Annotated in this window: 15 protein-coding genes; 13 read left to right on the plus strand and 2 right to left on the minus strand. The window is 40.8% G+C overall.

Translation table 11 applies throughout. From position 1 onward, the window contains the following. The first annotated feature begins 7 nt into the window (after positions 1 to 7). Both SMI_RS03645 and SMI_RS03650 read left to right on the plus strand, forming a co-directional pair. On the plus strand, positions 8 to 781 hold the full coding sequence (locus SMI_RS03645; RefSeq protein ID WP_000875444.1) for a TIGR01457 family HAD-type hydrolase: 774 nt from the start codon (positions 8 to 10) through the stop codon (positions 779 to 781). Continuing rightward, positions 771 to 1388, plus strand: a complete 618-nt coding sequence (locus SMI_RS03650) for a TIGR01906 family membrane protein (RefSeq protein ID WP_000850639.1) — start codon at positions 771 to 773, stop codon at positions 1386 to 1388. The genes SMI_RS03645 and SMI_RS03650 overlap by 11 nt, the downstream gene beginning before the upstream one ends. A gap of 142 nt (positions 1389 to 1530) precedes the next feature. Here SMI_RS03650 and SMI_RS03655 read toward each other — a convergent pair whose 3' ends face one another. Further along, a complete protein-coding gene (locus tag SMI_RS03655) occupies positions 1531 to 1860 on the minus strand; it encodes a hypothetical protein (protein ID WP_164925514.1) in 330 nt (109 codons plus the stop codon). Next, a complete protein-coding gene (locus tag SMI_RS03660) occupies positions 1857 to 2429 on the minus strand; it encodes a helix-turn-helix domain-containing protein (protein WP_012972481.1) in 573 nt (190 codons plus the stop codon). Before SMI_RS03660 ends, SMI_RS03655 begins: the two co-directional genes overlap by 4 nt. Before the next feature lie 192 nt (positions 2430 to 2621). Here SMI_RS03660 and SMI_RS03665 point away from each other — a divergent pair, with 192 nt between their 5' ends. The 11 genes from SMI_RS03665 (at position 2622) to pstB (ending at position 13520) form a co-directional block, all read left to right on the plus strand. Next, a complete protein-coding gene (locus SMI_RS03665; protein WP_000669606.1) occupies positions 2622 to 3680 on the plus strand; it encodes a hypothetical protein in 1059 nt (352 codons plus the stop codon). Positions 3681 to 3699: 19 nt separating this feature from the next. Then, positions 3700 to 4800: a choline-binding protein Cbp7 gene (locus SMI_RS11030; protein ID WP_012972482.1), complete on the plus strand. Its 1101-nt coding sequence runs from the start codon at positions 3700 to 3702 to the stop codon at positions 4798 to 4800. 345 nt (positions 4801 to 5145) lie between these two features. After that, positions 5146 to 6684, plus strand: a complete 1539-nt coding sequence (locus SMI_RS03675; protein ID WP_000760419.1) for a DUF6287 domain-containing protein — start codon at positions 5146 to 5148, stop codon at positions 6682 to 6684. A 233-nt stretch (positions 6685 to 6917) separates the two neighbouring features. Beyond that, a complete protein-coding gene (locus tag SMI_RS03680; RefSeq protein ID WP_000631262.1) occupies positions 6918 to 7319 on the plus strand; it encodes a Spx/MgsR family RNA polymerase-binding regulatory protein in 402 nt (133 codons plus the stop codon). Continuing rightward, positions 7319 to 7597 carry a UPF0223 family protein gene (locus SMI_RS03685; RefSeq protein ID WP_001041982.1) on the plus strand — a complete coding sequence of 93 codons (279 nt, stop codon included), beginning with the start codon at positions 7319 to 7321 and terminating at the stop codon, positions 7595 to 7597. The genes SMI_RS03680 and SMI_RS03685 overlap by 1 nt, the downstream gene beginning before the upstream one ends. Next, on the plus strand, positions 7587 to 8360 hold the full coding sequence (locus SMI_RS03690; protein WP_000444050.1) for an inositol monophosphatase family protein: 774 nt from the start codon (positions 7587 to 7589) through the stop codon (positions 8358 to 8360). The genes SMI_RS03685 and SMI_RS03690 overlap by 11 nt, the downstream gene beginning before the upstream one ends. Continuing rightward, positions 8361 to 9665, plus strand: coding sequence for an RsmF rRNA methyltransferase first C-terminal domain-containing protein (locus SMI_RS03695; RefSeq protein WP_001160248.1), 1305 nt, complete (start codon positions 8361 to 8363; stop codon positions 9663 to 9665). Positions 9666 to 10036: 371 nt separating this feature from the next. Continuing rightward, a complete protein-coding gene (locus SMI_RS03700) occupies positions 10037 to 10915 on the plus strand; it encodes a phosphate ABC transporter substrate-binding protein PstS family protein (protein ID WP_000746328.1) in 879 nt (292 codons plus the stop codon). Further along, positions 10915 to 11832 (plus strand): phosphate ABC transporter permease subunit PstC, encoded by a 918-nt coding sequence (gene pstC, locus SMI_RS03705; protein WP_001070903.1) that lies wholly within the window; start codon positions 10915 to 10917, stop codon positions 11830 to 11832. The genes SMI_RS03700 and pstC overlap by 1 nt, the downstream gene beginning before the upstream one ends. Continuing rightward, the gene (gene pstA, locus SMI_RS03710) at positions 11822 to 12706 is read left to right on the plus strand and encodes a phosphate ABC transporter permease PstA (RefSeq protein ID WP_000543046.1); all 885 of its coding nucleotides are present in this window, start codon (positions 11822 to 11824) and stop codon (positions 12704 to 12706) included. The genes pstC and pstA overlap by 11 nt, the downstream gene beginning before the upstream one ends. A gap of 10 nt (positions 12707 to 12716) precedes the next feature. Next, on the plus strand, positions 12717 to 13520 hold the full coding sequence (gene pstB, locus SMI_RS03715) for a phosphate ABC transporter ATP-binding protein PstB (protein ID WP_000049846.1): 804 nt from the start codon (positions 12717 to 12719) through the stop codon (positions 13518 to 13520). The last annotated feature ends 2 nt before the right edge of the window (positions 13521 to 13522 follow it).

Genomic DNA, 13522 nt, shown 5'->3' on the forward strand with positions numbered 1-13522 from the left:
GAAAAATATGAAATATAAAGGCTATTTAATTGATTTAGACGGAACGATTTATAAGGGGAAAGATCGAATTCCAGCAGGAGAGGCTTTTGTCCATGAATTGCAAAAGCGGGATATTCCCTATCTCTTTGTGACCAACAATACAACCCGCACTCCAGAGAGTGTTCAGGAGATGTTGGCTCAGAATTTTAATATCGATACGCCCCTATCGACTGTCTACACAGCGACTTTGGCGACTATCGACTATATGAACGACTTGGGTCTTGAAAAGACGGTCTATGTCATCGGAGAAGCAGGTCTCAAGGAAGCCATCAAGGCGGCTGGTTATGTGGAAGACAAGGATAATCCTGCCTATGTGGTAGTAGGCCTGGACTGGCAAGTTGATTATGAAAAATTTGCGACAGCAACTCTAGCTATCCAAAAGGGTGCCCACTTTATCGGAACCAACCCTGACCTCAACATCCCGACAGAGCGCGGTCTTTTGCCAGGTGCTGGTTCACTGATTACCCTTCTTGAAGTGGCAACACGAGTAAAGCCTGTTTATATCGGAAAACCAAATGCCATCATTATGGACAAGGCGGTTGAGCACTTAGGTTTGCAACGTGAAGAGTTGATTATGGTTGGGGATAACTATTTAACAGATATCCGAGCAGGGATTGACAACGGTATTCCAACGCTCTTGGTGACGACAGGTTTTACCAAGGCAGAAGAAGTAGCAGACCTACCAATCGCACCGACTCATGTGGTTTCTAGCCTTGCGGAGTGGGATTTTGATGAAAACTAAACTGACCTTTTGGAGCTCTATGCTCTTTCTCCTCTCCCTCTCAATCCTTTTGACCATTTATTTGGCTTGGATTTTTTATCCGCTGGAAATTCAGTGGCTGAACTTGACGGATCGAGTTTATCTAAAACCCGAAACCATTCAATATAACTTTCATATCTTGATGAATTATCTGACCAATCCTTTTAGTCAGGTCTTGCAGATGCCGGATTTTCGTTCGTCAGCATCTGGTCTGCACCACTTTGCGGTTGTGAAGAATCTCTTTCATCTAGTTCAGCTAGTTGCCCTAGTGACACTGCCAAGTTTTTACGTCTTTGTCAAAGGGATTGTGAAAAAAGACTTCTTATCTCTATTTAGTAAAGGGCTTTTGGCTCTAGTGGTCTTGCCTTTGCTGATTGGACTGGTAGGAGTTTTGATTGGGTTTGACCAATTCTTTACTCTTTTCCATCAAATTCTCTTTGTGGGAGATGATACCTGGCTTTTTGATCCAGCCAAGGATCCAGTGATTCTGATTTTGCCAGAGACCTTCTTCCTGCATGCCTTCCTCCTCTTTTTTGCCCTCTATGAAAGCTTCTTTGGTTATCTTTATCTGAAAAGTCGTGGGAAGTGAGATTTTAGATGTAGATTCATCATAAAAAACAGCCGATATAGTCACAGTTGGTTCCTAACTGCAGCTATATCGGCTGTTTTTCTAACTTATTCCCTGTTTATCGAATCTGCCTCTACCTGCCAGTAGCAACTCAGCCCAGAGTTTATGGCCAATCAATTCCAGTTTTATTGAGCATTTTGACTTGTTGATAGAAGAGGTCTCTCAATTGAGAAATAGTTTGGTCCAGGAAAAGACCATTCAGACTGTCCAGATAGGCTAAAATCTGAGTTGCCAGTTCTATTCCCTCCTTCTTATCTTGTCTGAGCAAATTATAACATTCTTGCATTTTAATGAAAAGAAATGCTTCTTGCAATACTACTTTTAGGGGATGTAATTCCTTAATTCTATATACATCAATTTTGTCCACTAAATTTTGGGCAAGTTGGTAATGCCCATTTCGAGAATAGGTTCGGATGATGTCTGAGAGTGTCAATATAAGCCCTCGTTTTTGTTTGAATCAAGAAATGGTTCTTCTAGCAAAGCAAGAGCTGTTTTTGCAATTTGTTGAAGTGTTTCTGTAGGAAAGTCAAAATATTCAACTAAAAGTGCAAATAAGGTGTAATCATTTGGAAGCCAGTAGTTTAGATGAAATAAGGCAGTCTTAGCCCGATTGAGGATAGTCCAATCTTCTTTCAACAAATTCTCCCTATTTCTAAACATGCCTAAAGATTGGATATAGGCATGATCAGTGCAATAGGTATCAGATTCTAATATTTGAATCAATTCTAGAATCTTAGTTTGTGTTGTGAGCCCAGTTTTTATAGCTTCGGAAAGTGAAGGATCCTGACACTGATAACGCATAAGCAACATTATAACATCATGGGCATCATGGATTTTGAGATTTTCTAGGATTTTGAAGTAGGTGTCAACCTTGACGGTTGTGATGCCTTTTTCAAATTTACTGAGGTTGTTGGGACTAATAGCAGTACCAGCGGCTTCTTTTAGAGTAAAGCCTCTCTCCTCTCGGATTTGTTTGATAACTGAACCAAAGTTTATTTCCATTTTACTAATCTCCTTGTGATTTTACTTTATTATACACTATTTCAACTAGATAAGAAAAAAACAACAAAAAGATACGATATTGAGAAGTTTTGTAAGGGATTTCGGCGAAAAACTATTTTTTTCGTCGTTTTTCTTTACTAGTAGGAAAAGTATGCTATAGTATAGGGGAATAATATTTAAAGGAGTTTGTCTATGAAATTCAAACCAGTTTTGTTTGCTAGTTTAGCAGTAGTAGCACTAGGAGCTACTACAGTTCTTGATACAGAAGGAAACCTGCCCTTCTCATCACAAATTGTTCATGCAGATTCGAGTGATATCGTGGGGATTAAAAAACATGATGTGAAAATTACACTAAAACAGCATCCTACATTAGAGAAATTAGATATCACGGCTACGATTGATAGTTTACCTAGAGGAGTATACAGTAATTCTATTAGTAGTGTTTTTGGTTTTTTTAAAAATGTTAACACTGGTGAACTTCATCAATATATTCTACCAAATATGTCGTTCACTTCTTATGAATTGTCAGTTTCAAGAGAGTTTTATTGGAATAATGATAATTTGATATCTTTAGCAGATGGAGATTATTGGATTGTGTATTCTGATACATTAGAGGATACAGAAGGTGCTCCTCGCTATGAACACCGTTACTACGGACAGTCTGAAATTGTGACAATTAAAGATCATAAAATTATCAGCATCGGTGGACGAAGACAAGCTACAGCCCAGTCTCAAAGCTCTCAAGCTCAAACACATTCTACTACTAGCAGCACAGCTTCTGGAAAAAATGGCTGGTCAGGCAGCTCTTACTACCAAAATGGCAACAAGGTCTATAGCAAGTGGATCTATGATTACCAATATAAGTCTTACTTCTATATCGATGCTGCGGGTAACTATGTTCAAAATGCTTGGGTGGGCAATTACTACCTCAAATCTGGCGGTTACATGGCACAAAATGAGTGGGTATATGATAAAAACTATGGAGCCTATTACTATTTGACTGGTGAAGGTAGCTATGCTCGTAGTTCTTGGGTCGGTAACTATTACCTCAAAGCAAATGGTAAAATGGCCAAGAGCGAATGGATTTATGACAGAAATTATAGAGCATACTATTACCTAACAGGTGAAGGTAGTTATGCACGTAATGCTTGGATTGGTGATTATTACCTTAAATCTAATGGTAAGATGGCCGTTAGTGAACGAACTCCAGATGGCTATCGAGTAGATGGTTCAGGTAAATGGATTCGTTAGTAGGAGATGATGGTAATTTATGATGAAAATGAAAACAGTATTAGTCTCGGCCTTGTCTATTTTAGTCGTAGGCTCTACAGCTCTCGTTAACGTTCAGGAAGTAATGGCTGACACTCCTAACATTGCTAAATCCGACTATGATCCTTCTAAAGTTAAGAATTTAAAAGTACAGATGAATTTGAGTCAAGATACAAGTTCGGGAAAATTAAAGATTACAGCTAGTATTGATACCTTCCCGGAAGGAATGAATGAGGTTTCTATTCCCTTCTTCTTATTTAATGTTAAAACTCAAGTGACTGAAAAGTTCCCTGGATTAGCTGATGCTATTTTTACACCTAGTCAACCAAGCGTGACAAGGGAATATGATATGAATCAGGCTAATTTGAATGCTTTTGCGGATGGCGAGTATCGAATTGTTTTGAGAGATTGGAAACAGCCTCCGTATGGTTACTATCGTTATTATGGTCACACTGAGATTGTTACCATCCAAGACCATAAAATGGTTGGAACAGGTACTCATATCGATCAGGCAAAAAATGGCTGGTTCGGTAATTCATACTATAAAAATGGAGTTAAAGCAAGAAACGAATATATTCGCAGTTCTGATAGAAGAGGAGTATATTATGTAGATTCGGATGGTAACTTGGTTGAAAATAAATGGTTTGGGAATTTCTACTTTAAACCTGGTGGTTTAATGGCACAGCAAGAGTGGATTTACGATAAAAATTATGGGGCCTGGTACTATATATTAGCTCAATCAGGATATGTAAAAAACGCTTGGATTGGGAATTACTACCTCAAATCTGATGGTAAAATGGCTCAGAGTGAGTGGATTTATGATAATTACTATAAATCATATTACTATTTAACATCAAATGGAAGCTACGCTCGAAACGCTTGGATTGGAAATTACTATCTCAAATCGAATGGTAAAATGGCCAAGAGTGAGTGGATTTATGACAGAAATTATGGAGCTTATTATTACTTAACTAGTGAAGGTAGCTATGCCCGCAATACTTGGGTAGGCGATTACTATCTTAAAGCTAACGGTAAGATGGCTGTTAATGAACGTACACCAGATGGTTACCGTGTAGATGGCTCAGGTAAATGGATTCGCTAGTAAGATATTGGTTGAAATAAAAACGAGAGAGCCTAATCTGTATGAGAAAAGGAATCCTTTTAGGAAAGTATCTTAAAAGGATTTCTCTGTGTTTGAAATAAAACTATGAGTACCAATTTCTGTTATAACCATGCCACTATCATCATTCTTGTATTTTTGTAATTTACTTGCTACAATGGATAAAGCAGTGTCTTCAATTACCAACTATGCTATGTTGACTTTCAACATGGTCGTCCTGGTTTAGGTTATATTGTTTACATTTTTGGATGGGTCTTATTTGGCTATTATTTGGTAGATAAAAAATGGATACAATCAGAAAGGAATCATTGAGAAGATTTGAAAAAGATGAAAAAGTATTTACGATATAGTATCGTTTTCCTAGTTGCCTTGCTTTTTTTAGGGGCTTGTGGAAAGAAGGAAGAATCCTCTTCAGAGGTAATGGATCAGATTGATATTGCGAATTCTCTTGAAACAGACAATTTTGATGAGTGGTATCGTTCTTTTGGAACGATTGAACATTTATCAGGTGAGATGCCCTTATTTGGAACCATTGATCTTGGTTATAATGGTCAGGCCATTATTGTAAGAGATGGAAAAGAGATGTTGCATGGCCGTGATCGTGGTGGAATAATGAAAGGTCAATTTACGATTAAAAAGTATGCAGGGGACACCAAGGTCACGACCATTGATTACGAGCTCGATAAGACCTATGTCGTTGGAAAGTCATACTCTAAAACAACAGTCCTACCAGAAGTTGAGGCATCGCTTTCAATATCTCAGGAAGAGATTGACCGCATCGAAACAGACTTTAAAAATCAGTCCTATACTTTCTATGGCTACAAGGATCCTAACGGCTATCTCATCTTGACAGATGGTAAAGAAGACAAACCAACAGTCTATCTTTACAAGCTGGAGCAACCCATGGAATTGAAAGTTACTGCTGAAAAGGCTGCAGTTCGTAAGGAACCTCTCTATGATTCAGAAGTGATTACTGAACTCAGCAAGGATCAAAGAATAACCGCTTCTAATTCAATCGCTGGGGAGAGAAAAGATCGAGGCCATATTTGGTACCAAATTGATGTAGAAGGTAAAACTGGTTTTATACTGCAAGCGGATATTATCGATCCTAAAACAAATCATTACCCTACCAATATGATTGCTACGAGACGTTCATTTAAGGTACCGGAAATCTTGAATGGAAATTTGCATCTAATAGCAGATACCTGGGTTAATGCTGCGGGTGAAGAAATCACTATCAAACCAGATGGCAGTATGAGTAACGGAGATCGCTTGCAAATAGGATCAGAGAAAGTAGATATAGCTGCACTGATTGTTGGAAGAACAGAAGAAGGTGTCCTTGTTTATCCAGCTAATACACCAAGTCATTCTCAAGGTGGCCGGTCAGATAGTAGTAAGGATCGGATAGCCTTCTCAAATAGTCCATTTATTCCAACAGATAAGTTTTTCTACAGAAAATCAGATGGCATAACAACTTTTGATAATACAAGCTCTCAGAATGGTACTAATCAGGAGACGTCTCAGAGTTCGAGTCGTGAACCTGTAGTTGGTAATCCTTCTGTTCGAAATCCTCAAAAGGATGAAATATCACTAGTAGCAGGTAGTTGGTCAAGGACTGGTTCAGAACCTAAAAACTGGATTATTCATGATTCTGGCTTAGTCAATAAATATGAACGAATCTTTTTGTCCAAGAACCAAGAAGGAGCAGTTGGAAAGAGATTTGAGATTGGAAGACGAGCAACAACACCTGTACTCTTTATACCGGCAGGAACGCCTCACGGTGCGTCAGATTCATCCAAAGACCGTCTATTCTTTGAGGAATTTGGAAAATCAGATAGAGCTGAAGATTATTACTATCGAGATTAGAAGATACGTTTAAAAGTAAAAGAATGTCGCAAGATTGTGGCGTTCCTTTTTGTTTGTCCAATACTTCACTATATAGCTCTAAAAGAATGAATTAACTAAATCCAAAATCTATCAAACGTTCGCTAACAGTCTATTTTTCAAGAAAAATAGGCTTTTTTTCTAAAAATCCCTAGTCAAGCGCTTTATTTTTTTGTATAATAGAACTAGCAAAGTATAGATAAGAAGAGAAAAGCATGATTACACTATTTCTATCACCGAGCTGTACATCATGTCGTAAGGCGAAGGCCTGGTTAGAGACACATAAGGTTCCCTTTGTGGAACACAATATTATGACCAGTCCTTTAACAAGAAAAGAATTGCAACACATCCTTTCCTTGACCGAAAATGGTACTGATGACATCATTTCAACTCGTTCAAAAATTTTTCAAAAATTGAATATTGATGTAGAGAGTATTTCGGTATCGGAATTGCTTCATTTGATTGAGCAGTATCCTAGTCTTTTGCGTCGCCCAATTATTATCGATGCTAAACGCATGCAAATCGGTTTTAATGAAGATGAGATTCGTGCTTTTCTCCCTCGTAGTTATCGTAAGCAAGAACTAAAAGAAGCAAGAATGAGAGCTGGTATTAGTTAATGAACAAACAGTATAGTTACCCACTAGATTTGTCGTGGAGCACTGAAGAACTTGCTTCAGTGCTTTCTTTTTTTAATGATGTTGAAGCTGCCTATGAAGGCAAGGTAGAGGCTCAAAAGTTACTGGATTCCTATAAGGGATTCAAGGCGGTCGTGCCAAGCAAGAGTGAAGAGAAACGTTTGGGACGAGAATTTGAAGCAGTTAGTGGCTATTCGCTTTACCGAGCAGTTCAGGCTGCCAAGGAAAAAGGGGAAGGAAAGATTTCTCTTGGAAAGTAAATTTGAATTTGCCAAAGAGCTTGTTAAGAAGGCTGGGCAGTACATCCGTGACCACATGCAGGAAGATTTGTGTGTTGAGACCAAGTCCTCTCCAACAGATTTGGTGACCAGACTGGACAAGGAAGTTCAGGAACTCTTGGTTGGTGAGATTTTGTCCCGTTATCCTGGTGATAAGATTTGTGCTGAAGAAGGTTGTCTGAGAGCTTCGGTTCAAGAGGGCAATGTTTGGGTCATTGATCCGATTGATGGTACCAATAATTTTGTCGCCCAGCAGGAAGACTTTGCTGTTATGGTGGCTTATTTTGAAAATGGTCAAGGCCAGTTTGGTCTGATTTATGATGTGGTCAAGGGGGATTGTTATCACGGTGGTGGAGCCTTTCCAGTTTGTCTAAATGATAAACCCCTAGCTCCCTTTAAAGCAAAACCACTTAGAGCTTTTCTCATTGCAGGGAATAGTGGTATGCTGGAAACCAATGAATGGGGTTTGGCTGATTTGAGTCGAGCTGTACTTGGTGTTCGAGTCTATGGGAGTGCGGCCATTAGTTTTGCCAAGATTTTGTCAGGACGTTTGTTGACCTATGTCACCTATCTGCAACCATGGGATTATGCTGCGGCTAGTATTTTAGGGGAAAGTCTGGGCTATCGGGTTGTGACCCTTTCTGGTCAACCGCTTGATTTTCAAACCAGACAACCGGTCATGATGGTGCCTCTTGAGATGCAGGAGGAAATTCAGTCCTATATTTACGAAAGGAAAAGAACTTAGATGCAATTTCCAGAAGGATTTGTTGAAAAATATGAAGAGATACTAGGAGATGAGGCAAGAGATTTTCTTGCCTCTTTTGAGGAGGAAGCGGTTTCGGCCTTTCGGGTTAATCCTTTAAAAGAAGCGCCAGGTTCCTTTCCTGATGCCATTCCTCAAACCCCTTGGGGCTACTATGGGAAGGTTTCAGGAAAATCGCCTGAACATGCTACTGGTTTGGTTTATTCGCAAGAGCCTGCTGCTCAGATGGTGGCTCAGGTAGCCCAGCCCAGTCCTGGTATGAAAGTCTTGGACTTGGCAGCTGCACCGGGTGGAAAATCAACTCAGCTGGCAGCCTATCTAGCAGGGGAGGGTTTTCTTGTTTCCAATGAAATTTCAAGCAAACGGGCTAAGATTTTAGTAGAAAACATGGAGCGATTTGGAGCGACAAATGTCGTGGTGACCAATGAATCTGCTGACCGTTTGGCCAAGGTCTTTAAAGGCTATTTTGACCTGATTGTCCTTGATGCCCCTTGCTCTGGTGAAGGGATGTTTCGTAAGCAACCAGATGCTATGGACTATTGGAGCTTAGATTATCCAAATCAATGTGCTAGCTTGCAAAGAGAAATTCTGGAAGATGCAGTAACCATGCTAGCTGAAGGTGGTCGCTTGGTTTATTCAACCTGTACCTGGGCACATGAGGAAAACGAAGAGATTGTCAAGTGGTTGCTGGAAGAGTATGATTTTGACTTGTTGCCAGTAGAGCATATCAATGGAATGGTAGCTGGTATTGACTTGCCAGAAACGGCTCGGATGTACCCTCATCAGTTTAAGGGAGAGGGGCAGTTTGTCGCTCATTTACAATTTAAAGGTGAAAATCCAGCCCCAAAATGTAAGGCAAGCAAGAGCAATCTCAGCCGAGAACAAGTTACTTTGTGGCAGGAATTTGCCCAAAAACACTTGAAGGTCAATCTAAGGGGAATCTTGCAGACTTTTGGTGACCAACTTTATCTCTTGCCCGAACTCTTGCCAGATTTAGGAAAACTCAAGATTGCTCGCAATGGACTGCATTTGGGTACTTTTAAGAAGAAACGTTTTGAACCCAGTTTTGCTCTTGGTCTAGCCTTGAAACCGAGTCAGGTCAAGCAATCGGTTGAAATTGACCAAGAAGGATTTGTGAAGTATGTAGCTGGAGAAACCGTTCAGCTGGCGGAAAGTCTGCCAAATGGTTGGTACCAAGTTTTGGTTCAAGGCAACGGTTTGGGCTTTGCTAAAGTGACTGGAAATGTTTTGAAAAATTATTTTCCAAAAGGCCTCAGATTCAAGTGAAAATGCTAGTCAAAGTAGCTTGTCTATGTTATAGTGGAAGTATGGATTTTTTTCAAATTGTCTTTCATTTTAAGTCAAAATTGGTGGAGATGGGAACTAAGCAAATTTCTAGTTAAACCAAGCTAATACTCTTCGAAAATCTCTTCAAACCGCGTCAACGTCGCCTTGCCGTATATATGTGACTGACTTTGTCAGTCTTATCTACAACCTCAAAGCGGTGCTTTGAGCAACCTGCGGCTAGTTTCCTAGTTTGCTCTTTGATTTTCATTGAGTATAAGAACTTTAGTTGGCTCCTAATTTTCAAAAGAAAAACATAAATAAATAGTTGAAAAAATTCACAGCATTCACCATTATTTTCAAGGAGAAAAACAGTGAAAAAAAGGAAAAAACTCGCTCTATCCCTTGCAGCTCTTTTGCTGGCAGGTTCTTTGGCGGGATGTGCTAGCTGGATTGACCGTGGAGAATCCATGACAGCTGTTGGCTCAACGGCTCTTCAGCCCTTGGTCGAAGCAGCAGCAGATGAATTTGGCTCTATGCACGTTGGAAAAACAGTTAATGTCCAAGGTGGTGGATCTGGTACAGGTCTGTCTCAGGTTCAGTCTGGAGCCGTTGATGTAGGAAATTCAGATGTATTTGCCGAGGAAAAAGACGGTATCAACGCATCCGCTCTAGTGGACCATAAGGTAGCCGTAGCGGGCTTGGCAGTGATTGTGAACAAGGAAGTTGATGTTGAAAATCTGACAACTGAACAACTCCGTAGTATCTTCACAGGTCAAGTGACCAACTGGAAAGAAGTCGGTGGGAAGGATTTAGCCATCTCTATTATCAACCGTGCAGCAAGTTCTGGTTCGCGTGCAACCTTTGATAGTGTTATCATGGATGGTCAATCTGCCGTGCAGAGTCAAGAACAGGATTCAAATGGAATGGTCAAAAACATTGTTTCCCAGACACCAGGAGCCATTTCTTACCTAGCCTTTGCCTATGTGGATGACTCAGTTAAGCGCATGAAGTTGAATGGCTATGAGCCGATTGCAGAAAATGTTACGACCAATAACTGGCCTTTGTGGTCTTATGAACACATGTACACCCTAGGCCAACCAAATGAATTGGTGGCAGAATTCCTCAACTTTGTCCTCTCAGATGAAGCGCAAAGTGGAATCGTTAAGGGAATGGGCTATATTTCTATCAAGGAAATGAAGGTTGAAAAAGATGCTGTTGGAACGGTGACAGCACTAGAAGGGAGTCACTAATGAATCAAGAAGAATTAGCTAAAAAATTACTTTCTCCCTCAAAGAACTCTCGTTTAGAGAAACTTGGAAAAGGCTTGACCTTTGCCTGTCTGTCTTTGATTGTCATCATTGTGGCTATGATTTTGATTTTCGTAGCTCAAAAAGGTTTGTCGACCTTCTTTGTAAATGGGGTCAATATCTTTGATTTCCTTTTTGGTCAAACTTGGAATCCTTCAGGTAAACAATTTGGTGCCCTTCCTATGATTTTGGGTTCCTTTATTGTCACAATCCTATCAGCCCTTATCGCAACTCCTTTTGCCATCGGAGCAGCTGTCTTTATGACCGAGGTCTCACCAAAAGGTGCTAGAATCTTGCAACCAGCAATTGAATTGCTAGTCGGGATTCCTTCAGTCGTGTATGGATTTATCGGTTTGCAGGTCGTAGTTCCCTTTGTTCGCAGTGTCTTTGGCGGAACTGGTTTTGGGATTTTGTCAGGGATTTTCGTTCTTTTTGTCATGATTTTACCGACGGTAACCTTTATGACAACGGATAGCTTGCGTGCGGTGCCTCGTCACTACCGCGAAGCTAGTTTGGCTATGGGGGCTACTCGTTGGCAAACCATCTGGCGCGTGACTTTGAAGGCAGCGCGTTCAGGGATTTTCACAGCAGTGGTCTTTGGGATGGCGCGTGCCTTTGGTGAGGCCTTGGCCATTCAGATGGTCGTCGGAAACTCAGCCGTTGTCCCAACTTCATTGACAACACCTGCTGCAACATTGACCTCTGTGTTGACCATGGGTATCGGAAATACCGTTATGGGAACCGTTGATAATAACGTACTTTGGTCACTGGCCTTAGTCTTGCTCTTGATGAGTTTGGCATTTAACAGTGTGATTAAATTGATTACGAAAGAAAGAGGAAAGAAAAACTATGCACGCTAAGAAATTAGATAAAATTGCAACAGCTGTCCTCTACTCAATTGCAGGAATCATCGTTGCCATCTTGGCATCCTTGATTCTTTATATCTTGGTTCGTGGTTTGCCCCACATCTCTTGGTCTTTCTTGACTGGCAAATCATCTTCTTACCAAGCAGGTGGAGGGATTGGAATTCAGCTCTATAATTCCTTCTTCCTTCTGGTCATTACCTTGATTATTTCTGTGCCCTTGTCTATGGGGGCTGGGATTTTCCTAGCTGAATATGCCAAAAAAGGTCCTGTAACCAACTTTGTCAGAACCTGTATTGAAATCTTGTCTTCACTGCCATCAGTGGTTGTGGGTCTCTTTGGTTACTTGATCTTTGTAGTTCAGTTTGAGTATGGATTTTCAATTATTTCAGGGGCCTTGGCCTTGACAGTCTTTAACTTGCCTCAGATGACTCGTAATGTTGAGGACAGTTTGAAACACGTTCACCATACGCAACGTGAGGCTGGTCTGGCCCTTGGAATTTCTCGTTGGGAGACAGTGGTCCATGTGGTCATTCCAGAAGCCCTACCAGGTATTGTGACGGGGGTTGTCTTGGCCTCTGGTCGTATCTTTGGTGAGGCTGCGGCTCTTATCTATACAGCAGGACAATCCGCTCCAGCCCTTGACTGGTCTAACTGGAATATTCTCAGTGTGACCAGCCCAATCTCTATCTTCCGTCAAGCAGAAACCTTAGCTGTCCATATTTGGAAAGTCAATAGTGAAGGTACTATTCCAGATGGAACCATTGTATCAGCAGGTTCTGCAGCCGTCCTCCTCATCTTTATCCTCATCTTTAACTTTGGAGCTCGCAAACTCGGAAGCTACCTACATAAGAAATTAACCGCTGCCTAAAGGAGAAGCCATGTCAAAATATAATTGGGATGAAAAGCATATCATCACCTTTCCTGAAGAGAAAGTGGCCCTCTCTACCAAGGATTTACATGTTTACTACGGTAAAAAAGAATCCATCAAGGGCATCGATATGCAATTTGAAAAAAATAAAATTACAGCCTTAATTGGACCTTCTGGTTCAGGGAAATCAACCTACCTCCGCAGTCTCAATCGCATGAATGATACCATTGATATTGCCAAGGTCACAGGTCAAATTCTCTATCAAGGGATTGATGTTAACCGTCCAGAAATCAATGTTTATGAGATGCGTAAACACATCGGGATGGTCTTCCAACGACCAAATCCCTTCGCCAAGTCTATCTACCGCAATATCACTTTTGCTCATGAACGTGCAGGAGTTAAGGACAAGCAAGTCTTGGAAGAAATTGTAGAAACCTCTCTTCGTCAAGCTGCCCTTTGGGACCAGGTCAAAGATGATTTGCACAAGTCAGCCTTGACCCTATCAGGTGGCCAGCAGCAACGTCTCTGTATCGCTCGTGCTATCTCTGTTAAACCAGATATTCTCTTGATGGATGAGCCGGCGTCAGCCTTGGATCCCATTGCGACAGCCCAGCTGGAAGAAACCATGTTGGAATTAAAGAAGGACTTTACCATCATCATCGTGACCCACAGTATGCAACAGGCTGCGCGTGCTAGTGACTACACAGGATTTTTCTACTTGGGTGACTTGATCGAGTACGATAAGACCTCTAATATTTTCCAAAATGCCAAACTACAGTCAACCAATGACTATGTAACAGGACACTTTGGATAGAA

The organism is Streptococcus mitis B6 (genome assembly GCF_000027165.1).
GTDB classification, from domain to species: Bacteria; Bacillota; Bacilli; order Lactobacillales; family Streptococcaceae; genus Streptococcus; species Streptococcus mitis_AR.